The organism is Streptomyces sp. NPDC006551 (assembly GCF_040611675.1).
GTDB lineage: Bacteria > Actinomycetota > Actinomycetes > Streptomycetales > Streptomycetaceae > Streptomyces.
In genome coordinates, this window is record NZ_JBEXOT010000007.1 from 159,978 (window position 1) to 182,488 (window position 22,511).

At 70.0% G+C, this 22,511-nt stretch carries 20 protein-coding genes, 1 pseudogene and 1 riboswitch; of the genes and pseudogenes, 5 read left to right on the plus strand and 16 right to left on the minus strand.

Going from position 1 to position 22,511, the window contains the following annotated elements:
- The first annotated feature begins 58 nt into the window (after positions 1-58).
- Positions 59-604, plus strand: coding sequence for a PadR family transcriptional regulator (locus tag ABZY12_RS10860; protein ID WP_356888962.1), 546 nt, complete (start codon positions 59-61; stop codon positions 602-604).
- Positions 605-614: 10 nt separating this feature from the next.
- On the opposite strand, the gene ABZY12_RS10865 is transcribed toward ABZY12_RS10860, so the two are convergent.
- The 5 genes from ABZY12_RS10865 to ABZY12_RS10885 form a co-directional block, all read right to left on the minus strand.
- A complete protein-coding gene (locus ABZY12_RS10865; RefSeq protein WP_356888963.1) occupies positions 615-1,826 on the minus strand; it encodes a hypothetical protein in 1,212 nt (403 codons plus the stop codon).
- 83 nt (positions 1,827-1,909) lie between these two features.
- Positions 1,910-2,896: a C40 family peptidase gene (locus ABZY12_RS10870; RefSeq protein WP_356888964.1), complete on the minus strand. Its 987-nt coding sequence runs from the start codon at positions 2,894-2,896 to the stop codon at positions 1,910-1,912.
- A gap of 218 nt (positions 2,897-3,114) precedes the next feature.
- Positions 3,115-4,143 (minus strand): NlpC/P60 family protein, encoded by a 1,029-nt coding sequence (locus ABZY12_RS10875; protein ID WP_356889016.1) that lies wholly within the window; start codon positions 4,141-4,143, stop codon positions 3,115-3,117.
- 256 nt (positions 4,144-4,399) lie between these two features.
- Positions 4,400-5,764, minus strand: a complete 1,365-nt coding sequence (locus tag ABZY12_RS10880; RefSeq protein ID WP_356888965.1) for an NYN domain-containing protein — start codon at positions 5,762-5,764, stop codon at positions 4,400-4,402.
- Positions 5,765-5,798: 34 nt separating this feature from the next.
- The gene (locus ABZY12_RS10885; RefSeq protein WP_260228851.1) at positions 5,799-6,041 is read right to left on the minus strand and encodes a hypothetical protein; all 243 of its coding nucleotides are present in this window, start codon (positions 6,039-6,041) and stop codon (positions 5,799-5,801) included.
- A 150-nt stretch (positions 6,042-6,191) separates the two neighbouring features.
- Between ABZY12_RS10885 and ABZY12_RS10890 the strand changes: the two are divergent.
- Together ABZY12_RS10890 and ABZY12_RS10895 are read left to right on the plus strand one after the other, a co-directional pair.
- Positions 6,192-6,975 (plus strand): annotated as a pseudogene (locus tag ABZY12_RS10890) (rhomboid family intramembrane serine protease).
- Positions 6,972-7,253, plus strand: a complete 282-nt coding sequence (locus ABZY12_RS10895) for an Lrp/AsnC ligand binding domain-containing protein (RefSeq protein WP_017238849.1) — start codon at positions 6,972-6,974, stop codon at positions 7,251-7,253. The pseudogene ABZY12_RS10890 and the gene ABZY12_RS10895 overlap by 4 nt, the downstream one beginning before the upstream one ends.
- 72 nt (positions 7,254-7,325) lie before the next feature.
- Here the strand turns inward: ABZY12_RS10895 and ABZY12_RS10900 are convergent, their stop codons facing one another.
- The 6 genes from ABZY12_RS10900 to ABZY12_RS10925 all read right to left on the minus strand — a co-directional run bounded on the left by ABZY12_RS10900 (position 7,326) and on the right by ABZY12_RS10925 (position 14,485).
- Positions 7,326-8,690, minus strand: a complete 1,365-nt coding sequence (locus ABZY12_RS10900) for an aminotransferase class V-fold PLP-dependent enzyme (RefSeq protein ID WP_356888966.1) — start codon at positions 8,688-8,690, stop codon at positions 7,326-7,328.
- Between the two features lie 160 nt (positions 8,691-8,850).
- Positions 8,851-8,967: riboswitch (SAM riboswitch) on the minus strand.
- Between the two features lie 97 nt (positions 8,968-9,064).
- On the minus strand, positions 9,065-10,156 hold the full coding sequence (gene trpD / locus ABZY12_RS10905; protein WP_356888967.1) for an anthranilate phosphoribosyltransferase: 1,092 nt from the start codon (positions 10,154-10,156) through the stop codon (positions 9,065-9,067).
- 155 nt (positions 10,157-10,311) lie between these two features.
- A complete protein-coding gene (locus tag ABZY12_RS10910; RefSeq protein WP_356888968.1) occupies positions 10,312-11,937 on the minus strand; it encodes a cytochrome bc complex cytochrome b subunit in 1,626 nt (541 codons plus the stop codon).
- Positions 11,934-12,986, minus strand: coding sequence for a Rieske 2Fe-2S domain-containing protein (locus ABZY12_RS10915; RefSeq protein ID WP_356888969.1), 1,053 nt, complete (start codon positions 12,984-12,986; stop codon positions 11,934-11,936). The genes ABZY12_RS10910 and ABZY12_RS10915 overlap by 4 nt, the downstream gene beginning before the upstream one ends.
- Positions 12,983-13,792, minus strand: coding sequence for a c-type cytochrome (locus tag ABZY12_RS10920; protein ID WP_356888970.1), 810 nt, complete (start codon positions 13,790-13,792; stop codon positions 12,983-12,985). Before ABZY12_RS10920 ends, ABZY12_RS10915 begins: the two co-directional genes overlap by 4 nt.
- A gap of 72 nt (positions 13,793-13,864) precedes the next feature.
- A complete protein-coding gene (locus tag ABZY12_RS10925) occupies positions 13,865-14,485 on the minus strand; it encodes a heme-copper oxidase subunit III (RefSeq protein ID WP_356888971.1) in 621 nt (206 codons plus the stop codon).
- A gap of 177 nt (positions 14,486-14,662) precedes the next feature.
- Between ABZY12_RS10925 and ABZY12_RS10930 the strand changes: the two genes are divergently transcribed.
- Positions 14,663-15,070 (plus strand): hypothetical protein, encoded by a 408-nt coding sequence (locus ABZY12_RS10930; protein WP_356888972.1) that lies wholly within the window; start codon positions 14,663-14,665, stop codon positions 15,068-15,070.
- Positions 15,071-15,078: 8 nt separating this feature from the next.
- On the opposite strand, the gene ABZY12_RS10935 is transcribed toward ABZY12_RS10930, so the two are convergent.
- The 4 genes from ABZY12_RS10935 to coxB form a co-directional block, all read right to left on the minus strand.
- A complete protein-coding gene (locus ABZY12_RS10935; protein ID WP_356888973.1) occupies positions 15,079-16,332 on the minus strand; it encodes an Ig-like domain-containing protein in 1,254 nt (417 codons plus the stop codon).
- Positions 16,333-16,543: 211 nt separating this feature from the next.
- Positions 16,544-16,942, minus strand: a complete 399-nt coding sequence (locus ABZY12_RS10940) for a cytochrome c oxidase subunit 4 (protein WP_356888974.1) — start codon at positions 16,940-16,942, stop codon at positions 16,544-16,546.
- On the minus strand, positions 16,939-18,672 hold the full coding sequence (gene ctaD / locus ABZY12_RS10945) for a cytochrome c oxidase subunit I (RefSeq protein ID WP_356888975.1): 1,734 nt from the start codon (positions 18,670-18,672) through the stop codon (positions 16,939-16,941). Before ctaD ends, ABZY12_RS10940 begins: the two co-directional genes overlap by 4 nt.
- A complete protein-coding gene (gene coxB / locus ABZY12_RS10950) occupies positions 18,669-19,634 on the minus strand; it encodes a cytochrome c oxidase subunit II (RefSeq protein WP_356888976.1) in 966 nt (321 codons plus the stop codon). Before coxB ends, ctaD begins: the two co-directional genes overlap by 4 nt.
- 286 nt (positions 19,635-19,920) lie before the next feature.
- On the opposite strand from coxB, the gene ABZY12_RS10955 reads away from it, so the two are divergent.
- Complete coding sequence (locus tag ABZY12_RS10955; RefSeq protein WP_356888977.1) at positions 19,921-21,306, plus strand: aminotransferase class V-fold PLP-dependent enzyme; 1,386 nt, start codon at positions 19,921-19,923, stop codon at positions 21,304-21,306.
- Positions 21,307-21,405: 99 nt separating this feature from the next.
- On the opposite strand, the gene ABZY12_RS10960 is transcribed toward ABZY12_RS10955, so the two are convergent.
- Entirely contained in the window at positions 21,406-22,380 is a 975-nt protein-coding gene (locus ABZY12_RS10960) for a carbohydrate kinase family protein (protein ID WP_356888978.1), read from the minus strand.
- Positions 22,381-22,511: the final 131 nt, after the last annotated feature.

Genomic DNA, 22,511 nt, shown 5'->3' on the forward strand with positions numbered 1-22,511 from the left:
CCGCGAAAAGAGGTAGCATGACGGACCGGTCCGGGACAAGCGCGAAGGAGGCGGCCGGGTGCTGGAGCTGACGATCCTCGGCTTTCTGTACGAGCGACCGCTGCACGGATACGAGTTGAAGGACCGGATCCACGGGCTGAGCGGCCATGTCCGCCCGGTCAGCGACGGGGCGCTCTACCCGGCGATCACCCGCATGGTGAAGGCGGGCCTGCTGGAGAGCCGTACGGAACCGGGCGCGAGCGCGGCACCTCGGCGGACGCTCTCGCTGACCCCGGAAGGCCGCGCGGAACTGCTCTCCCGGCTGCGCGACCCCAAGGAGGCCGAGATCACCGACGGCCAGCGCTTCTTCACCCTGCTCGCCTTCCTGGGCCACCTCCCGGACCCGGCGGACCAGGCGGCCGTCCTCCGCCGCCGCCAGGCGTTCCTGAACACCCCGGCCAGCTTCTTCTACGAGGACGGCGTCCCGGTGCGCGCCGAGCGGGAACCGGACCTCTTCCGCCGCGGCATGCTGCGGATCGCCCGCGCGACGGGCACGGCGGAGAAGGAGTGGCTGGCGGAGGCGCTCGAGGAACTGGAGGCCGCGGCGGCCCCGGACGACGTCTGACGGCCGCCCCTCAGCCCAGTCGCGCCCCGAGGTGGGCGCGCCAGGCCGCGGTGAAGTCCTCCGGGGTCGTGCCGAGCACCTCGTGCAGGGCCTTTTCCACCGCGCCCTCACGGGACGGGTGGGCACCGACCGCGCGGTAGAACTCGGTCAGCTTCTCCTCGCCCCAGCGCTCGGCGATCAGCTCACACGCCAGCCAGGCGCCCTCGTAGGCCCGTGCCAGCGCGTCCGCGTCGCCGCCGAAGGCGAAGGCCTTGTCGTCGGGGAGCGCGGCCGGGAGGTCGCCCGCCCGGACCGCGCGGCGCAGTTCGGGGGCGGCCTGGGCGGCCGTGCGGCCGGTGCCGCGGTAGGCGGCCCAGTCGGCGAAGCCCTCGGAGAGCCAGACCGGAGTGGCCGGGGAGGTCGCGGCGCGGGTGGCCACATGGGTGGTCTCGTGGGTGAGAACGATCTGCTGCCCGAACGCGCCGAGCACGCCGTACGCCTCGGGGTTGACGATCACCCGGTCCGCGGGCGCGTCCGGCCCGCCGCGGACCTCGCCGGTCGTGACGGCGGCGATGCCCCGGTAGGAGGCCCCGGGCGCCCCGAGCAGCCCGCCCATGGCGTCCAGCGAGGCGGGGACGAGGACGACCACCCGGCCCGCCCAGGGCGAGGGCCAGGCCGCCGAGACCGCGGGCACCGCCCGGTCCGCCGCCGCCGCGATCGCCCGGAGGCGCTCCTCCGGCTGTCCGACGCCGAGGACGAGGCTGCGCGCTCCGCGCACCGCCTCCACGTCGCCCTGCTGCCAGAGCTGCTGGGCAGCGTCCGCGCCGGGCCGGTCGGCGGTGACGTACCACCGCCCGTCCCGCTCGATCAGGTCGAGAACGCGCTCAGTGGTGACGGGACCCGAGTCGTAGCCGCTGACCCGGTAGCCGAGCTCCGCGCGGACCGTCGCCCGGTCCCGGCCGGTCCGGTCCACGTCCTTCACCCGGTAGTCCCAGGAGCCGAGCGGCACCTCGGCGAGGTGGTCGAACTCCTTCAGCGCGGCCGGGGCGAGCGACGTGTCGAGTCCGACGGCGTAGGCCGCCTCGTCGCGGGCGAGCAGCGCCCGTGCCCGACGGTCGAGCATGCTCTGGATCTCCCGGGACGCGGAGTCGGGCGGGGGCGCGCCGCACCCCGCGAGGGCCAGGAGGGCGACCGCCGAACACACGCCCGCCCGTCGCGCCGCTCCCCGCCCCTGACCTGCCACGCCCTCGATCGTACGGGCAGTCGTACGGCCGGTCCCAGGTCGCGTCCGCGGGCCAGGCGAGACGTTGCGGACACGACCTACGGTCAGACCCGGGTCACCGTGGCGTGCGACATCATCCCGACCGGGTCGGAACGCACCCGCGCCCCCGGATACGGCGCGTGGATCACCTGACCGTCGCCGGCGTAGATGCCGACATGGCTGGCGTCGTCGCGGTACGTCACCAGGTCGCCGGGCTGTGCCTGGGAGAGCGGCACCTGGCGTCCCGCGTACCGCTGCGCCGAGGAGGTCCGCGGCAGGCTGATCCCCGCCTGCCGGTACGACCAGACCATCAGGCCCGAGCAGTCGAAGGCGGAGGGGCCGGTCGCGCCCCAGACGTACGGCCGGCCGATCGCGCTGCGGGCGGCGGCGACGGCTGCCGCGGCCCGCGAGGAGGCCGGGCCGAGGTCACCGAGCGGTGGCAGGTCCTGGTCGCGGGCGGACCGGGAGGCCCGGTCGAAGGACGCGCGCTCCTCGGCGGTGAGGGAGGCCAGCAGCCGCCGGGCCTCGGCGAGCTTCCGCTCGACCGTGCGCTTGTGCCGGGCGGCCTGCGACCGGCTGTGCTCCAGCTCGGCGAGCAGCCGCCCCGCCTCCGTCCGCTCCTGTCCCAGCCTGCGCAGCTCGCCCTGGAATTGCGTCAGCGCCACGCTCTGCCGGGAGGCGACCCGGTCGAGGACGGAGGCCCGGTCGAGGTACGAGTCGGGGTCGGAGGAGAGCAGCAGCGCGAGGGCGGGGTCGATACCGCCGGAGCGGTACTGGGCGCCGGCGACGGAACCGAGCGCGTCCCGCATGCGGTTGACGCGCTCCTGGCCGCGCGCCACGCTGTCCTGCGCCTCGGAGAGCGTCCCGCGCAGGGTGTCCGCCCGCTCGTCGGCCTTGTTGTAGCCCTCGGTGGCCCGTTCGGCCTCTTCGTAGAGCCGGTCGACCGTGGCCCTGGTGGCCTCGGGGGTGCCGCTCGGGTCGGCGCTCGCGGGGACGGCGCCGAGGGCCGTCGCCGCGGTGGCCGCGGCGGCGGTCAGGACGGTGACCCTCACGGGTCGTCGTTGGGACGCCACGTATCGCGCTCCGTTCAGCTGTACGCAGACTGGCGCGGCAGACAGTAGCCGTTGATCACACGGCTTCCAACGAAGGTGCCGGGCATACAAAGTGACGCCCCGCCGGAGATCACAGGTCACCGGCGGGGCGTCACGTCAGCTGGGGGTGCGGCGAACCACCCGTTCGGGCGTCAGGCCGCGGGAGGCGGTCGGAGGCGTCAGATGCGCACACCGAACTGGAAGGTGCCCATGTAGTCCATGGACTCGTAGCGGACCGAGGCGCCCGGCTTGGGGGCGTGCAGGATCGTGTTGTTTCCCGCGTACAGGCCCACGTGGGACAGGCCGTTGAAGAAGACCAGGTCGCCCGGCTTGAGCTGGCTGCGGCCGATCTTCACGCCGTCGTTCTGCTGGGTGTAGGTGGTGCGGCTGATGCCGACGCCGGCCTGGCGGTAGGACCACTGCGTCAGACCGGAGCAGTCGTACGAGTTGGGGCCCTCGGCGCCGGAGACGTACGGCTTGCCGATCTGGGTGGCGGCCGCGTTGAGGGCGGCGGCACCGCGCTGCGAGGCCGGGACCTCGTTGCCGAGGTCGACACGGTCGCCCGCGGCCCGGCTGGCGCGCTGCTCCTCCTGCTGCATCTTGGCGCGCTCGGCGGCGGTCAGGGTGTTGAGGAGCTTCTGTGCCTCGGCGAGCTTGCCCTGGAACTTCTTCTTCTTCTCGCCCAGGGTCTTGCGGACGTCCTCGAGGTCGGCGAGCTTCGTCGTCGCCTCGGCGCGCTGCTGGGCGAGGGTGCGCTGCTTGGCCTGGATCGACTGGAGCACGTCGGCCTGCTTGGCGCCGAGCTGGTCGATCGCGGACGCCTTGTCGAGGTAGGTGTCCGGGTCGGAGGAGAGGAAGAGCTGGATCGCCGGGTCGATGCCGCCGGAGCGGTACTGCGCGCTGGCGACCGAACCGATGTTGTCGCGCAGGGCGTTGAGCTCCTGCTGACCGCGGGCGACCTTGTCCTGAAGGGCGCCGATCTCCTTCTGGAGCTTGCCGCGGCGCTCCTCGGCCAGGTTGTACTGCTCCGTGGCCTCTTCGGCCTCGTGGTGCAGCTTGTCGACCTTCGACTTCACGTCGTCGATCTTCGGCTTCGGAGCCGCCTGGGCACCGGTCTGGGCGGAGAGCGCGACAGCAGCCGCGGCGGTGGCGGTGAGCACGGTCACGCGGGTGCGGCTCGGCTGCTTGGGACGACGGTGGGACGCCACGAAGGCGAGCTCCTTCTTCCTCGAGCCGCCCAACCAGGGTGCGGCAGGCGGTTCCTTCGCTGTCATCCCCGATGGATGATCAACCGCGCGAAGGTTCGAGGCCTGACCCTAGTGACCAACTTGTGATCAGTTCAAATCCTCATGGGCAAAATCTCACCCACGAGGCACTTTATTTACACGCACCACACAGGCAGTGATGGGCACTTGACGGTGCGCCCATAAGAATTCGGGCATTATGCCCAGGAGTTAACAGGTGTCACGAGACACGCGAAAGCCGCTTCAGCAACAATGCGGACGCGACCGGCCAGGCACCGGACTTGGCGACACCGTCGGCGACCTCGCGGTCGGTGGAGACCACCACGACGGGACGGCCCGGCGGCTCGGCGCGCACCAGCTGACGGATCAACTCGTCGGCGGTGACGCCGGGCTTGGAGAACAGCACCCGCACGCCGCGCGGCGGCGCGAGCAGCACCGGGGCCGCCAGCTCCGCACCGTCGAAGACACAGGTGACCTCGGCGCCCGAACGGGCCGCGAGCGCGGAGAGCCCACCGAGCAGCCGCAGCCGCTGCTTCTCCAGCGGCATGGTCGGATAGCCGGTCTTGGTGACGTTGTAGCCGTCCACGACCAGATGGGCCTGGGGCAGCGCGAGCAGCTGGTCGAGCAGCGCCGGGTCGGTCTCGGACAGGGCGCGGGCCGCGATGTCCTTCGGCGACATACGGCCGGGCTGCACGGCGTCGACGGTGTCCGCGGGATGGACGGAGGCGGGCGGCAGGGCGAGCTCGCGGCGCAGCCCCTGAGCGGCGTCCAGGACCGTGTCGAGCAGCAGCCGCAGCCGCATGTCCTCCACCGAGCGCCCCTCGCGGGCGGACCGGCGGCTGGCCTCCAGAGCGGCCTCGACCTCGCCGAGCCGGGCCTTGAGCCGGCGGCTCTCGCTCTCGGCGGCCGAGACCTGGGCCGCGGCCTCCGCCTTGACGGCGTCGATCTCGGCCTGGGTGCGCCGCAGGGCGGCCTCGCCCCGCTTCACGTCGCTCTGAGCGCTGCGCAGCTTGCGATGAAGCGATTCGGCTTCCTTGCGGGCCGCCTCCAGGTCGTGGCGCAGCTGCTCGATCTCGCCCCGGCCGCGCTCCTTGGCCGCGGCGACCTCTTCGCGCAGCCGCTCCAGCTCGCGCCGCCCGGCCTCGTCGGCCCGCTCGGCGTCCGCCCGCTGGACCTCCTCGCCCGCGGCCGCGACCAGCTTGACCCAGCCCGTGGGGCGCAGAACATAGGCGGCCGCGGCGACGTCGACGGGATCGGCGGCGGCGGGCGGGGCACCGGACTCGACGGTTCCGGCCAGCTCCGGCTGGGCCTCCTTGAAGCGCTCGCCGATCCGCTGCCGGAAGAGCGGGTCGCTCTCCAGGGCGGCGGCCATGGCGTTGCCGGCGAACTTGGCCCGCCGGCTCGGGGTGAAGCGCGCGTACTGCCGCAGGGGTCCGGGCAGCTCGGCGACGGTCAGCCCGCCGAAGGCGTCCGACACCAGCGCGACGACCCGCCGCCGTACGCCTTCCGGCAACGGGCGGTCGAGTGCCTCGGCAGCGTCACCTGCCGCGCCGGCCGGCTCACCACCGTGCGCGGGCTGCTCCACGATCCGTCACCCCACTGTCGTTCGCACCGCTCCGTCAGGAGGCGGTGCCCGGCCTGTCCACCAGTTCGATCTGGTCCACCGCGTTGCACCACCGGCAGCGGACCGACTCGATGGTCTCACTGACCACCTCGCGCTCCTCCACCTTCGGCTCCCCGGCGAGGTCCAGATGGACGTACTCGACGACCTTGGAGGAACGAGTCACATCGAACCGGGTCAGATTGCCGCAGAGTGTGCAGCGCCAGCGGGTCTCGGCGGTCGGCAGGGGAACCGTCGTCATCGTGCCGTCCTCTTTCATGTACGGGATGCGGGAGCCGCGGTGCGCCGTCGAACTGCGGAGGTACTGCCCGTAACCCTACGGCCTCGCGGCTACCCCGCGTCCCGGCGAGGCACTCTGCCCGGATGGGCCCCGTTACGCCATGATCTGTCCATGATCGACTGGCGGCGAGCGACCCGTGGTGCGTGGCACGGCGCGCGGAACGGACCGGCGGTGACGCACGGCCTGATCGCCGTCTGCTGCCTCACCTTCCTGATCAGCCCGGTGTCGGGCTTCAATCCGGTGTACGGCACCGGGGACACGCTGCTCGCGGCGCAGAGCGTGTACTTCCACCGCTGGGGGGTCGTCCCGGCCGAGCTGACGAGCGGCGATCCGCGCGCGCTGCTCACCCCGCTGACCGCGCTCTTCGTGCACGGCAGCTGGCTGCACATGCTGGGGAACATGCTGTTCCTCTATGTCTTCGGCGCGATGGCCGAGGAGCGGATGGGCGCGGTGCCGTTCGCGCTGTTCTACCTCGGCTGCGGCTACGTCGCCCTGATCGGGTACGCGGTGGCCCACTCCGGCAGCGAGCAGACGCTGGTGGGCGCCTCGGGGGCGATCTCGGGGGTGCTCGGGGCGTTCCTCCATCTCTTCCCGCGCTCCCGGGTGACCAGCCTGTTCCCGTTCCTCTTCTTCCTGCCGCTGCGCCTACCGGCCTGGATCGTGCTGATCTTCTGGTTCGTGGTGCAGTGGCTGGCGGCCCGCTCGGCCGAGCCGGGGCCGGGCGTCGCCTATCTCGCGCACGTGGTGGGCTTCTGCGTCGGCTTCCTCTACGCCTGGGGCCGCTACCACCGGAAGGGGGTGCGGGCAGCGCTTCCCTGGAAGGGTGGTGGCGGGAGACGGGCGGGCTAGAGTGAAGGCCCCAGCCGCGGCGACCGAGGGAGAAAGCCAGCCGTGATCACCGCGATCGTGCTCATCAAGACCAGCGTGGACCGCATCCCCGAGATCGCGGAGTCCATCGCCGCGCTCGACAGCGTCAGCGAGGTCTTCTCGGTGACCGGTACGTACGACCTGATCGCCATGGTCCGGGTGCCCCGGCACGACGACCTGGCGGACGTGATCCCCGGCCGGATCAGCAAGATCCCCGGCGTCGAGGCCACGGACACGCACGTCGCGTTCCGTACGTACTCCCAGCACGACCTGGAAGCGGCCTTCGCCATCGGTCTGGAGTCCTGACACCCGACTGCTTGAACGGCATGACGAAGGGGGCCCCGCTCGGAGGCCCCCTTCACCCGTACGAGTGGGTGCTCAGCCGCGGTCGGGGACGCAGCGGCCGTCCTCGGTGCGGTACTTCCACCGCGCCCCGTGCCGGACCAGCTCCTGCACGGCCCGTACGAAACGCTCCACGTGCTCGTCCGGCGTCCCGGCGCCGAAGCTCACCCGGATGGCGTTGAGCGACTTCTCGCCCGGCTCCGCCTCCGGGGCCCCGCACTCGCCGACGTCCTGCGGGTCGCCGCCGAGCAGCGTGCGGACCAGCGGGTGGGCGCAGAAGAGACCGTCGCGCACCCCGATGCCGTACTCCGCGGAGAGCGCGGCGGCGAAGTGCGAGCTGTTCCAGCCGTCGACGACGAACGAGATGACGCCGACGCGCGGGGCGTCGTCGCCGAAGAGCGAGAGCACCTTGACCTCGGGCACCTCGGCCAGGCCCTCCCGGACCTTCGCGATCAGCTGCCGCTCGCGGGCGACGAGGGAGTCGAATCCCGCCTCGGTCAGCGCCTTGCAGGCGGAGGCGATGGAGTAGACGCCGATGACGTTCGGGGAGCCGGCCTCGTGGCGGGCGGCGGTGGTGTGCCACTCGACGTCCACTCCCCCGTCGGTGCGGCGGGCGACCTTGCGCGAGGCGCCGCCGCCGGCGAGGTACGGCTCGGCGTCCTGGAGCCAGTCGGCGCGGCCGGCGAGGACGCCCGAGCCGAACGGGGCGTACAGCTTGTGCCCGGAGAAGGCGACCCAGTCGACGTCCAACTCCCGCACGGAGACGGGGTGGTGGGGAGCGAGCTGGGCGGCGTCGAGGACGATCCGGGCACCGTGGGCGTGCGCGGCGGCGGCGAGTTCGCGCACCGGCCACAGTTCACCGGTGACGTTGGACGCCCCGGTGACACAGACCAGGGCGGGACCGTAGGGGTCGCGGTCGGCGAGGGCGCGCTCCAGGGTCTCGACGGCCTGCGCGGGGGTGCGCGGCGCGTTGAGGTAGGTGACGCGGGCGTCCTGCCAGGGCAGCAGCGAGGCGTGGTGCTCGGTCTCGAAGACGAAGACCTGGCAGTGGGCGGGGAGCGCGGCGGCGAGCAGGTTGAGGGAGTCGGTGGTGGAGCGGGTGAAGACCACCTGGTCGTCGGGGCGGCAGTCGAGGAACTCGGCGACGGTGACGCGGCTGTTCTCGAACAGGTCGGTTGAGAGCTGCGAGAGGTACCCGGCGCCCCGGTGCACGCTGCCGTAGTAGGGCGCGTAGGCGGCGACGTCGTCCCACACCCGCTGCAGGGCCGGCGCGCTGGCGGCGTAGTCCAGTGCGGCGTAGGCGACCTCGCCCCCGGTGACGAGCGGCACGGTGACGTCCCGTCCCAGAACGGGCAGAGGGGCACAAACGGACTGGTCGGCGGCAGCGGTGGTGGCAGACATGGCGAACTCCCGTACAAGGCAGGCGAATTCCCGCGCCGGCGGATACGCGGCAGCGCTGGGGAAGAGAAGAAAGGGTGCGCGAAGAAGGGGCGAGAAGGCCCTATCGCATTCGCTTGCTCACAAGAGGCTCCCTGAGGACCAGGACCCCAAGGTTTCGAGGGGTCCGCGCTTGCCGTAGACCTCGCTGCCTACGGCCTGGTCTTCACCCGGGGCACCCCGCCACGGACGGAGGGTTGCCGGACAGCAAGCCGGGGCTTCGTAGCTGTCACTCATGACCTGGCAGAGAAGCTATGCCACGTGATCGCCGCGGCGCAACCCGTGTCCGGATTCCGGAACGGAAAAGGGCCCCGCCGCGGCGGGGCCCTCTCCTCCTCTCACGCGTTGCTGGCGGCGATCCAGCGCTCCAGCGCCCTGCGGGCGGCTCCCGAGTCGATCGACTCGGCCGCCTTCGCGATTCCCGCGCGCAGTTGCTCCGCCAGGGTGCCCTCGCCCGGCTCCAGCGCCGTGAGCGCCGCCGCCGAGTTGAGCAGGACGGCGTCCCGTACCGGACCGGTCTCGCCCGCGAGCAGCCGGCGGGCCACATCGGCGTTGTACGAGGCGTCGGCGCCGCGCAGCGCCTCCACGGGTACGAGGTCGATGCCGACGTCCCGCGGGTCGAACGCCTCCTCGCGCACCGCCCCGTCGCGTACCACCCACACCCGCGAGGTGGCGGTGGTCGTCAACTCGTCAAGACCGTCGTCGCCGCGGAAGACGAGCGCGGAGGAGCCGCGCTCGGCGAGCACCCCGGCCATGATCGGGGCCATCCGGGCGTCGGCCACGCCGGTCGCCTGGGCCCTGACGCGGGCGGGATTGGTGAGCGGACCGAGGAAGTTGAAGGTGGTCCGGATGCCGAGCTCCTTGCGGGCCGCGGCCACATGGCGCAGCGCCGGGTGGAACTTCACCGCGAAGCAGAAGGTGATCCCGGCCTCCTCGGCGACCTCGGCGACCCGCCGCGGGGTCAGCTCCAGATTGACGCCGAGCTTCTCCAGGACGTCCGAGGCGCCGCTCGCGCTGGACGCGGCCCGGTTGCCGTGCTTCACGACCTTGGCGCCTGTGCCGGCCACCACGATCGCGGACATGGTGGAGATGTTGACGGTCTTGGCGCCGTCTCCGCCCGTGCCGACGATGTCCACGGACGGGCCGGGGACCTCGATGAGGTTGGCGTGCTCGTACATCGTCCGGACGAGGCCGGTGATCTCCTCGACGGTCTCGCCCTTGGCGCGCAGCGCGACCGCGAAGCCGGCGATCTGGGCGTCGGTGGCCTCGCCCCGCAGGATCCGGTCCATCGCCCAGGCGGTGTCCTCCGCGCTCTGGTCGCGGCCGGTCAGCAGCCCGTCCAGGACGGCGGGCCAGGTGGGGGTCCCCCCGGCGGAAGACAGGGGGAGGCCCGCCCTGAATTCGCCTCCAGCGGGGGTCACAGCGCTCATGGCAGCTCCTGGTCATGTGCGTAACGAGACGAATACACGCCCACCCTATCGACCGGCGGGGACGGCGAAGAGCCCCGTCCATCGAATGGACGGGGCTCCCGCTGTGGCGACCTTCCAGGGGTCCCCCTCAGGGCGAAGCCCTGGGGGCGAGGTGATCAGTGGTGGCCGTGGCCGCTGGTGATCTCCCTGTACTCCTCGGCGGTGGGCTTGGCGATCTGGTTGTCCTCGCCGTAGTAGCTCCGGTTGAGCTTGACCCGGAGCTTCTCCATCCGGCCCACCTTGCGCTCCACACCGTTCTCGTCGACGGCCGGCGGCAGCTGCGCGGGCTCGTGCTGCTCGTGCGCCGTGAGGCGGTACAGCTCGCCCTGGCTGAGCGGCTCGTGGATCTCGACGAACTCACCGTGCGGCAGGCGCTTGATGATTCCGGACTCGCGTCCGTGCAGCACCTTGTCCTTGTCGCGGCGCTGGAGGCCGAGGCAGATCCGCTTGGTGACGATGAACGCGATGACCGGGCCGACGAAGAACGCGATCCGGACGAACCAGGTGATCGAGTTGATCGACAGGTGGAAGTGGGTCGCGAAGATGTCGTTGCCACCACCCACGAGCATGATCATGTACGCGGTGATCCAGGCGACACCGAACGCGGTGCGCGTCGGAGCGTTGCGCGGGCGCTGCGCGATGTGGTGCTCGCGCTTGTCGCCGGTGATCCAGGACTCGATGAACGGGTAGACCGCGATCGCCGCGAGCACCAGCGGGAAGATCGCCAGCGGGATCATCACGCCCAGGACCAGGGTGTGGCCCCAGAGGTTGATCTCCCAGCCCGGCATGACACGGATCAGACCCTCGGCGAAGCCCATGTACCAGTCGGGCTGCGCGCCGGTGGACACCTGGTCCGGACGGTACGGGCCGAGCGCCCAGATCGGGTTGATCGAGGCGATCGCCGAGATGACCGCGATGACACCGAAGACCAGGAAGAAGAAGCCTCCGGCCTTGGCCATGTAGACCGGCAGCAGCGGCATGCCCACGACGTTGTTGTTCGTACGGCCGGGGCCCTCGAACTGCGTGTGCTTGTGGTAGAAGACCAGGATCAGGTGCGCCACCACGAGGCCGAGCATGATGCCGGGCAGCAGCAGGACGTGGGCCGAGTAGAACCGGGCCACGAAGTCGCCGCCGGGGAACTCGCCGCCGAACAGGAACATCGACAGGTACGTACCGACGACCGGCACGGACAGGATCGCGCCCTGCATGAAGCGGACACCGGTGCCGGAGAGCAGGTCGTCCGGGAGCGAGTAACCGGTGAAGCCGGTGAACATGCCCAGGAAGAACAGCAGGAAGCCGAACAGCCAGTTGATCTCACGCGGCTTGCGGAACGCGCCGGTGAAGAACACGCGCATCATGTGCACGAACATGCCGGCGATGAAGATCAGCGCCGCCCAGTGGTGGATCTGCCGGATGAGCAGACCACCGCGCACATCGAAGGAGATGCGCATGGTCGAGTTGAACGCCTCGGACATCAGCTGACCCTGCAGCGGGACGTAGCTGCCGTGGTACTCCACCTCGTTCATCGACGGGTGGAAGAACATCGTCAGGTACACACCCGTGAGGATGATGATGATGAAGCTGTAGAGGCAGATCTCACCGAGCATGAAGGACCAGTGGTCCGGGAAGATCTTCCGCATGTTGGCCTTGGCCAGGGAGTAGATCCCCAGGCGGCCGTCGGCCCAGTCGGCCACCCGCTCACCGGCGGGCGCCTTCTTCTGCTTATCGGTCACAGTGCTCATCCGCGCTCCCAGAAGGCAGGGCCGACGGGCTCGTCGAAGTCGCCGAGCGCCTCGAGGAAGCCCTTGTCGTTCACGCCGATCCGCAGCTGCGGCAGGGCGTGACCGGCCGGGCCGAAGATGACACGGGCGCCGTCGGACAGGTCGAAGGTGGACTGGTGGCACGGGCAGAGCACGTGGTGCGTCTGCTGCTCGTACAGCGAGATCGGGCAACCCACGTGGGTGCAGATCTTCGAGAAGGCGACGATGCCCTCGTGCGACCACTCGAGCTCACGCTTGTCCTTGATGTCGTCCGGCTGAATGCGGACGATCATCAGGGCGGCCTTGGCGATCTCGGTCTGGAAGTTGTGGTCGTGCTCCGAGAGGCCCTCGGGCATCGCGAAGGTCAGCGAACCGACCGCGACGTCCTCGGGACGCAGCGGCTCGTGCGTGTTCATGTTGATCAGCTGCTTGCCCCTGGCCCACAGCGTGGTCCGGAGCTTCTTCTCGGGCAGCGGACCCATGTCACGCAGGAGCACCAGGCCGGAGAGCGGTACGAGCGACAGCGCGCCGAACATGGTGTTGCGGATCAGCTTGCGCCGGCCCATGCCGGACTCGGCCGCGCCGACCGCGAAGTCGGACATGACCTTCGCCCGGGTCTCCGGGGAGGCCTGGATCGGGTGACGCTCGTCCGCGATCTCGACGTCGGACATCAGGGTGCGGGCCCAGTGGACCGCGCCCGCGCCGATGAAGAAGAGCGCCGCACCGAGGGTCAGCCCCAGCGCGAAGTTGAGCGCGCTCACCCGGCCGAACGGCCAGATGTACACGATCTTGTCGACCGGGAAGATCACGTACGAGGCGATGAAGCCCACCGTGGCCAGCATCGACAGCGTGAACATGAAGGCGACCGCACGCTCGGACCGCTTGGCGGCCCGCTCGTCGATGTCCTGGATGCGCGGCTTGTGGGGCGGAAGGCCCGGGTCGGCGAACGGGTCGTCGGCGACCTTCACCGCGCCGTGCGCGGTGGCCTGCTCACTGGGCAGGTTCTCTTCTGGAATCTCTTGGGTACTCATGACTTCTTGGCCTTAGCGGTGTGGGCCGCGACCCAGACGGCAACTGCGATCAGCCCGCCCAGACCGAAGATCCAGCCGAACAGACCCTCACTGACGGGGCCGAGGCCACCGAGGGAGAGCCCGCCGGGGTTGTCGGCCTTGTCGCTGTTGACGGCCTGGACGTACGCGATGATGTCCTTCTTCTCCTTCTCCGGCATGGTCGTGTCGGGGAAGGAGGGCATGTTCTGCGGGCCGGTCTGCATGGCCTCGTACAGGTGCTTCGGGCTCACGCCTTCGAGGCTGGGGGCGTACTTGCCGTGCGTCAGCGCGCCGCCCTCACCGGTGAAGTTGTGGCACTGGGCGCAGTTGGAACGGAACAGGTCGCCACCACGGGCGATGTCGGCGCCTTCAGGGCTGTACTGGCTTGCCTTCGGCGTGATCGGGCCGGCACCGAGAGAGGCGACGTACGCCGCGAGCTGATCGATCTCAGCCTGCGTGTAGATGACCTTCTTCTTCGGCACCTGGGCGCCCGGCTGCTGGGCCGGCATACGGCCCGTGCCGACCTGGAAGTCCACGGAGGCCGAGCCGACGCCGACCAGGGAGGGGCCGTCAGAGGTGCCCTGACCGCCGGTTCCGTGGCAGCTGGCGCAGCCGACGGAGTAGAGCTTCTTGCCCTCCTCGATGGCGAGGGACTGGGCGGTTTCATCGGCCTTCGCCGTGCCCGCGGGCGCGAACGCGGCGTACAGCCCCCCAGTGGCCGCCAGCGCGAGAAGGAGGACGACGACCGCCGCCAGCGGATGGCGTCGTCGTGCGGAGAGCTTTTTCACGGATTACCCCGGTGTCAGGATCTTCTGCGTCGATGCTTGCTGGATGTCTCGGTCCGCCGAGATGGCGTCCGATTACTTGATCATGTAGATCGTGGCGAAGAGGCCGATCCAGACGACATCGACGAAGTGCCAGTAGTAGGACACGACGATGGCGGCGGTTGCCTGCTCATGAGTGAATCTCTTGGCGGCGTACGTCCGGCCCAGGACCAGCAGGAAGGCGATGAGACCGCCCGTCACGTGCAGGCCGTGGAAGCCGGTGGTCAGGTAGAACACGGAGCCGTACGGGTCCGACGAGAGCGAGAGACCCTCGTGCTTGACCAGCTCGGTGTACTCGAAGACCTGGCCGCCGATGAAGATCGCACCCATCACGAACGTGATGATGAACCACGTCCGGAGCTTCTTCACATCGCCCCGCTCGGCGGCGAAGACGCCGAGCTGACAGGTGAGGGAGGAGAGCACCAGGATCGTGGTGTTGGTCGCCGAGAACGGGAAGTTCAAGGCCGAGGCCTTTTCCGTCCAGTACGCGGCTCCCGTCACCGATCGCAGGGTGAAGTACATCGCGAAGAGGGCCGCGAAGAACATCAGCTCGGAACTCAGCCAGATGATGGTTCCGACGCTGGTGAGGTTCGGCCGATTGACCGACGGGTGCGCGTGCCCGGTTTCTACTGTCGTTACTGTCGCCACGACCGACATTATGTCGGTCGCTTATCCCGCCCTCACTCCGGGGGGTGCCGTTCGGAGTGTCAGGGGCGTGTGTCCAGCCCGAACGGCCCATCGAAGCGGCCTTCCCGCCGGTGTCGAACCGGTGTTGACGCGGAGTGGGACGGAGTAGCATCCGCCGCATCGGTTGATGACCTTCACGGAGGAACGATGCAGTCGAGCGCCACGGTTCTGGTCTACAGCGACGACGCCAACACCCGCGAGCAGGTGCGGCTCGCCGCGGGACGCAGGCCGGCGGCCGACGTTCCGCCAGTCGAGTTCATCGAATGCGCGACACTCCCGGCGGTGCTCAGGCGCCTCGACGAGGGCGGCGTGGACGTCTGCGTCCTGGACGGCGAGGCGGTGCCCGCCGGCGGGATGGGCGTCTGCCGCCAGATCAAGGACGAGGTCTTCGACTGCCCGCCGGTGCTGCTGCTGATCGGCCGCCCGCAGGACGCCTGGCTGGCCACCTGGAGCCGCGCGGACGCCGCGGCCACCCTCCCGGTGGAACCGGTGGACTTCGCGGCGTCCCTGGCGGCCCTGCTGCGGTCCCGTCTCGCCGTCGGGTGTGACCACTAGGACAGGGCCTAGATCGACGGACGCAGGCGGGCGATGTCGGCCGGGGTGGTGGGGCTCTTGGCGTCGCCGAGCAGCGCGCTGCCCTGACGCCACTTGTCCCAGGGCATGTTCCAGTCGCCGAAGCCGTTGCCGAAGGTGTCCATCGTGTCGCCGTAGCTGTTGATCGTCTTCACGATGTCGCCGGGGCGCACGGTCTTGTAGAACCAGGCCGCGTTGCCTGTCGACATGCCGACACAGCCGTGGCTGACATTCGCAACTCCTTGCGAGCCGACGGACCACGGCGCGGCGTGGACGTATTCACCACTCCAGGTGACCCGCGTCGCGTAGTAGACGGGCAGGTCGTACGACTCCGAGCTGCCCGCCGCGATGCCGACGGTGGTGCTCCGCATCCGGACGAAGTACTGCTTGCCCAGCACCACCTTGATGCCGTTACGGGTGGAAAAGCCCGGCTTTCCGGTGGTCACCGGAATGGTGTTGATCACTTCTCCGTTGCGCCGCACGGTCATGTAGTGCGAGCCGGCGTCCGCGACCGCCTCGATCCGGTCGCCGATCGTCAGGTTCAGCGGCTTCGACTCGCCGCCGTAGAGCTTGTCGCCCACCTTCACGCCCGCGAGGTTCCCCGTCACCGTGATCTTCGTCCCGGCGGGCCAGTACTCCTTCGGGCGGTAGTGCAGCTTCTCGTCGTCCACCCAGTGCCAGGCACCCTCCACGGACGGCGTGGAACGCACCTTGAGGGCCCGCTCGACCACCGCCCGGGCCGCCTTGCCCTTCACCGGGAGGCTGAGGTCGGCCGTGATCGGCTGTCCGACGCCGTACGTGCCCGCCTCCGGCCCGAACTCCACGACCAGGGACCGCTTGGCGGGGGCGGTCTCGAACGTGAACGTACGGGTGCCGGGAGCGCCGTTCTCGTTCTCCGTGGTGACCTTGACCGTGTACCGGCCTCCGGCCGTCAGGGAGCCCGTGGAGCGCCACCTCTGGCCGTCCGCGGTGAGTTCGCCGGCCAGGTGGTGCCCGGTGGCGTCGGCGGCCGTCACATCGGTGATGCGGCCCTCGTCGCCCTTGGCGGTGATCTCCAGCGCCTTGTCCGGATCGGCCTTCTTGCCGTCCACGGGAGCGTTGAAGGAGATCTGCTCCGCCGCGTCGTACGGCCTGGCGGACAGCGGGTGGCCCTCGGAGCCCGCGCACGCGGTGGCGCCGGCGGTGACGGTGAAGGCCAGGACGGTGCAGCTCACAACAGTCCGAATGCGCGGCGTGTCGTTCATGACATCACCGTAAGAACATTCCTCGCAGCCAGCGCGCCGAGTGCTGCAAACGAGGGGCGGCGCGAAAGAGAGGGGCCCGGACGCTTCGGTGACGAAGTGTCCGGGCCCCTCCGGGGTCCTGCGGGGTCCTGCGGGGTCCTGCGGGGTCCTGCGGGGTCCTGCGGGGTCCTGCGGGGTCCTGCGGGGTCCTGCGGGGTCCTGCGGGGTGACGCTACTGGTTCTGGTTCTCACCGCGGTAGAACTCGAACACCCAGCCGAAGATGCCGACCAGGATCAGCGGCGCCGAGAAGTACAGCAGCCACCAGCCCATCGCGACGGCGAGGAAGGCGAGCGCACCACCGATGGCCAGCGACAGCGGCTGCCAGCTGTGGGGGGCGAAGAAGCCCACCTCGCCGGCCTCGTCCGCGACGTCGGCCTCCTTGTCGTCCTGGGCCATCGCGTCGACACGCTTGGCCGTGAAGGCCAGGTAGTAGCCGACCATGATGGCCAGACCGAAGGCCAGGAAGAGCGCCGTGGTGCCGACCGGCTCCTTCGACCACACGCCATAGAGGATCGCCATGGCGAGGATGAAGACGCTCAGCCAGATGAACATCTTGCCCTGGATCTTCACTTGCCGGCCTCCTTCTCACCCGCGAGGGCCTTCTCGGAGCCGTGGTTCTCGAGCTGGTCGATCGCCGCGATCTCCGGGTGGTGCAGGTCGAACGCCGGGGATTCGGAGCGGATCCGCGGCAGGGTGAGGAAGTTGTGTCGCGGCGGCGGGCAGGAGGTCGCCCACTCGAGCGAACGGCCGTAGCCCCACGGGTCGTCGACCTCGATCTTCTTGCCGTACTTGGCGGTCTTCCAGACGTTGTAGAAGAACGGCAGGATCGACAGACCGAGCAGGAACGAGGAGATCGTCGAGATCGTGTTCAGCGCGGTGAAGCCGTCGGCGTCGAGGTAGTCCGCGTAACGACGCGGCATGCCCTCGGCACCCAGCCAGTGCTGCACCAGGAAGGTGCCGTGGAAGCCGATGAACAGCGTCCAGAAGGTGATCTTGCCGAGCCGCTCGTCCAGCATCTTGCCGGTGAACTTCGGCCACCAGAAGTGGAAGCCGGCGAACATCGCGAAGACCACGGTGCCGAAGACGACGTAGTGGAAGTGCGCGACCACGAAGTACGAGTCGGAGACGTGGAAGTCCATCGGCGGCGAGGCCAGGATGACGCCGGTCAGACCACCGAAGGTGAAGGTGACCAGGAAGCCGATCGTCCAGAGCATCGGTGTCTCGAAGGACAGCGAGCCCTTCCACATCGTTCCGATCCAGTTGAAGAACTTCACACCGGTCGGTACGGCGATGAGGAACGTCATGAAGGAGAAGAACGGCAGGAGCACGCCACCGGTGACGTACATGTGGTGGGCCCACACCGTCACCGACAGACCGGCGATCGCGATGGTCGCGGCGATCAGACCGATGTAGCCGAACATCGGCTTGCGGCTGAAGACCGGGATCACTTCGGAGACGATGCCGAAGAACGGCAGCGCGATGATGTACACCTCTGGGTGTCCGAAGAACCAGAAGAGGTGCTGCCACAGCAGGGCGCCACCGTTGGCGGCGTCGAAGACGTGGGCACCGAACTTCCGGTCCGCCTCCAGGGCGAACAGCGCGGCCGCCAGGACCGGGAAGGCGAGCAGGACCAGCACACCGGTCAGCAGCACGTTCCAGGTGAAGATCGGCATCCGGAACATCGTCATGCCGGGAGCGCGCATGCAGATGATCGTGGTGATGAAGTTGACCGAACCGAGGATCGTGCCGAAGCCGGAGAAGGCCAGACCCATGATCCACATGTCGGCGCCGACACCCGGCGAACGGACGGCGTCCGAGAGCGGGGAGTAGGCGAACCAGCCGAAGTCGGCCGCACCCTGCGGGGTGAGGAAGCCGGCCACCGCGATGATCGAGCCGAAGAGGTACAGCCAGTACGCGAACATGTTCAGCCGCGGGAACGCCACGTCGGGCGCGCCGATCTGCAGCGGCATGATCCAGTTCGCGAATCCGGCGAACAGCGGCGTCGCGAACATCAGCAGCATGATCGTGCCGTGCATCGTGAACGCCTGGTTGAACTGCTCGTTCGACATGATCTGCGTACCCGGACGGGCCAGCTCGGCGCGCATGAAGAGCGCCATGAGTCCGCCGATGCAGAAGAAGACGAACGACGTGACCAGGTAGAGCGTGCCGATCGTCTTGTGGTCGGTGGTGGTCAGCCACTTCACCACGACATTGCCGGGCTGCTTGCGGCGTACCGGGAGCTCGTTCTCGTACGAGTCCTCAGCCGCGGCCGCACCCTGGGGTTCGTTGAGGATGCTCACAGTTGGTTCTTCTCCGCATTCCTGGCCGGGTCCGTCTGCTCAATGCCCGACGGGATGTAGCCGGTCTGCCCCTTCTCCGCCAGCTCCTTCAGGTGCTGCTGGTAGCGCTCCGGAGAGACCACCTTGACGTTGAAGAGCATCCGGGAGTGGTCGACACCGCACAGCTCGGCACACTTGCCCATGAAGGTGCCCTCCTGCGTCGGGGTCACCTCGAAGGAGTTGGTGTGACCCGGGATGACGTCCTGCTTCATCAGGAAGGGGACCACCCAGAAGGAGTGGATGACGTCACGGGAGGTCAGGACGAACCGGACCTTCTCACCCTTGGGCAGCCACAGGGTCGGGCCCGGGTTGCCGTTCTGCGGGTTCCGGTCACCAGGGATACCGGCGTCGTAGACGCCTCCGGCGTTCTCCGGGAAGTCCTTGAGGAACTTGTCCGGGATGGACGCCAGGTTCTTGTCCGTCTTCGCGTCGCCCGTCACTCCGGGCACGTTCTCGACGTAGTTGAAGCCCCAGCTCCACTGGTAGCCGACCACGTTCACGGTGTGGGTCGGCTTGGCGGAGAGCTCGAGGAGCTTCGACTCGTCGCGCGCCGTGAAGTAGAAGAGCACGGAGACGATGATGAGGGGGGTGACCGTGTACAGCGCCTCGATGGGCATGTTGTACCGCGTCTGCGGAGGTACCTCGACCTTGGTGCGGCTGCGCCGGTGGAAGATGACCGACCACAGGATCAGACCCCAGACCAGGACACCCGTGGCGAGCGCAGCCGCCCACGAGCCCTGCCAGAGGGAGAGGATCCGAGGTGCCTCTTCCGTCACCGGGGTGGGCATACCAAGGCGGGGGAAGTCTTCCCAGTTGTACGAGCAGCCGGTGGCTGTCGCCAGGATCAGGCCCGCAGTCAGCACCTGCGGCAGCTTCCGCCGCATCGGGCGCCGCGACGAGCGGTCGGAGCCGTTGGGACTCACGTAGCGCCTTCCCGAGAGTCTCGGCCCGCGCTGGTCGGCTACGGCCGTCTCGCTGGTCGGTCGCCGCCCCGGCCGCGGGCAGGGGTTTGGATGTTTATGCGGACCAAACCCTACTGGACGCTATTTGGGGTCGCGCGGGGAGGGTGCCCAACGCGCCGTCCGACTCCCCGAAGGGGTGGACCCGAGCATTCCGCGGGCGGCTCCCGGGCGGCCGTCCGGCGGTCGACGAGCGGCGCGGACGGGGCATCTGACGGGGTCTTACGAGGTGGGGCTCTACCGTGGACGGGTGCCCTACTTCGACGCCGCCTCCGCCGCCCCGCTGCACCCCGTCGCCCGCCAGGCGCTGCTTGCCTCCCTGGACGAGGGCTGGGCCGATCCCGCCCGCCTCTATCGCGAGGGGCGGCGGGCCAGGCTGCTGCTGGACGCGGCGCGGGAGGCCGCCGCGGAGGCGGTGGGCTGCCGCCCCGACGAGCTGGTGTTCACTCCTTCGGGGACGCGCGCGGTTCACGCGGGAATCTCCGGAGCGCTCGCGGGCCGTCGGCGTGTCGGGGACCGGCTCGTGGTCTCGGCGGTCGAGCACTCCTCGGTGCTGCACGCGGCCGAGGCGCACACGGCGGCCGGCGGGTCGGTGACCGAGGTGCCGGTGGGCCGCTCCGGGGCGGTGGAGGCGGCGGCCTTCGCGGCGGCGCTGGACGCGGGCACCGCGCTGGCCTGTCTGCAGTCGGCCAACCACGAGGTGGGAACGGTGCAGCCGGTGGCCGAGGTCGCGGAGGCGTGCCGGGCGGCGGGGGTGCCGCTCCTGGTGGACGCGGCGCAGTCGCTGGGCTGGGGGCCGGTCGAGGGCGCCTGGTCGCTGCTCGCGGCGAGCGCGCACAAGTGGGGCGGTCCGGCCGGGGTGGGGCTGCTCGCCGTACGGAAGGGGGTGCGGTTCGCCGCCCAAGGGCCGGCGGACGAACGGGAGTCCGGGCGGGCGCCCGGGTTCGAGAACCTGCCGGCGATCGTGGCGGCGGCGGCGTCGCTGCGGGCGGTACGGGCGGAGGCGGAGGCCGAGGCCGCCCGGCTGCGGGGGCTGGTGGACCGGATCCGGGCGCGGGTGCCGGAGCTGGTGCCGGACGTGGAGGTGGTGGGCGATCCGGTGCGCCGGCTCCCCCATCTCGTGACCTTCTCCTGTCTCTATGTCGACGGAGAGACCTTGCTGCACGAGCTGGACCGGGAGGGTTTCTCCGTTTCGTCCGGTTCGTCGTGTACGAGTTCGACGCTGACGCCCAGCCATGTGCTGCGGGCGATGGGGGTGCTGAGCGAGGGCAACGTCCGGGTGTCCCTGCCTACGGGCACCCCGGAGAGCGATGTGGACCGGTTCCTCGACCTGCTGCCGGGGGTGGTCGGGGCGGTACGGGAGCGGCTCGGGGCCCCGGAGGCGGTGACCGGGGAGGCGGGCGAGCCGGGGTCCCTCGTGGTGGACGCCCTGGGCAGGCGCTGCCCGATCCCGGTCATCGAACTGGCCCGGGTGATCGGCGACGTCCCGCTGGGCGGCACGGTGACCGTCCTCGCCGACGACGAGGCGGCCCGGTTGGACATCCCGGCCTGGTGCGAGATGCGCGGCCAGGAGTACCTGGGCGAGGAGCCCTCGCCGAAGGGCGGCACCGCCTACGTGGTGCGGCGGGTGGCGTAGCGCCCCTGTGGGGGGCGTCTCGCCGATCCCGCCGGGCGCGGCGAGACGCCCCCAGGGCCCGCGTGGCGCGGGCCCCGAGAGGCGCCGGAGCCCGCCGCGTCAGGCCAGGTGCGCCTGGACCTCGGCGCCGGCCTCGTGGCCGTACGCCTTGACGAACCGCTCCATGAAGTTGGCGCGGCGCAGGGTGTACTCCTGGGTGCCCAGGGTCTCGATCACCAGGGTGGCGAGCATGCAGCCGACCTGGGCCGCGCGCTCCAGGCCGACGCCCCAGGACAGGCCGGTCAGGAAGCCGGCGCGGAACGCGTCGCCGACGCCCGTCGGGTCGACCTTGGCGTCCTCCTCCGGGCAGCCGACCTCGATGGCCGGGTCGCCGACGCGCTCGATGCGCACACCGCGCGAGCCGAGGGTGGTGACCCGGTGGCCGACGCGGGCGAGGATCTCCTCGTCGGTCCAGCCGGTCTTGGACTCGATGAGGCCCTTCTCGTACTCGTTGGAGAAGAGGTAGGTCGCGCCGTCGAGCAGGGTGCGGATCTCGTCGCCGTCCATCCGCGCGATCTGCTGCGAGAAGTCGGCGGCGAAGGCGATGCCCCGCGTCCGGCACTCCTCCGTGTGGCGCAGCATCGCCTCGGGGTCGTCCGCGCCGATGAGCACCAGGTCGAGACCGCCCACGCGGTCGGCGACGGCCTTCAGCTCGATCTGCCGGGCCTCGCTCATCGCGCCCGTGTAGAAGGAGCCGATCTGGTTGTGGTCCTTGTCCGTGGTGCAGACGAAACGGGCGGTGTGCAGGACCTCGGAGATCCGTACGGACCCGGTGTCGACGCCGTGGCGGTCGAGCCAGGCGCGGTACTCGTCGAAGTCGTAGCCGGCCGCGCCCACCAGGATCGGGTTGCCGCCGAGCTGGCCCATGCCGAAGCAGATGTTCGGGCCGACGCCTCCCCGCCGGATGTCGAGGTTGTCGACGAGGAAGGAGAGCGAGACCGTATGCAGCTGGTCCGCGACGAGCTGGTCTGCGAACCGGCCGGGGAAGGTCATGAGGTGGTCGGTGGCGATGGAGCCGGTGACTGCGATACGCACGGCTGGGCGCTCCTGCGGGACGGAGAGGGTTGACAGTTCACGCTACCGGTCCGGGGGCCCCGCTGCCGAACAGCGGAAACTACCCCAGAGTAGGTCTTTTCCATGAAGCCGTGCCGTGCGTACGGTGCGCT

Bases quoted from the DNA above. Each gene is read 5' to 3' on its own strand.
- ABZY12_RS10885 (WP_260228851.1), bottom strand. From the start codon at position 6,041: ATGACGACGGTTCCCCTGCCGACCGCCGAGACCCGCTGGCGCTGCACA.
- ABZY12_RS10900 (WP_356888966.1), bottom strand. From the start codon at position 8,690: ATGTCTGCCACCACCGCTGCCGCCGACCAGTCCGTTTGTGCCCCTCTG.
- trpD (WP_356888967.1), bottom strand. From the start codon at position 10,156: ATGAGCGCTGTGACCCCCGCTGGAGGCGAATTCAGGGCGGGCCTCCCC.
- ABZY12_RS10910 (WP_356888968.1), bottom strand. From the start codon at position 11,937: ATGAGCACTGTGACCGATAAGCAGAAGAAGGCGCCCGCCGGTGAGCGG.
- ABZY12_RS10915 (WP_356888969.1), bottom strand. From the start codon at position 12,986: ATGAGTACCCAAGAGATTCCAGAAGAGAACCTGCCCAGTGAGCAGGCC.
- ABZY12_RS10925 (WP_356888971.1), bottom strand. From the start codon at position 14,485: ATGTCGGTCGTGGCGACAGTAACGACAGTAGAAACCGGGCACGCGCAC.
- ABZY12_RS10930 (WP_356888972.1), top strand. From the start codon at position 14,663: ATGCAGTCGAGCGCCACGGTTCTGGTCTACAGCGACGACGCCAACACC.
- ABZY12_RS10935 (WP_356888973.1), bottom strand. From the start codon at position 16,332: ATGAACGACACGCCGCGCATTCGGACTGTTGTGAGCTGCACCGTCCTG.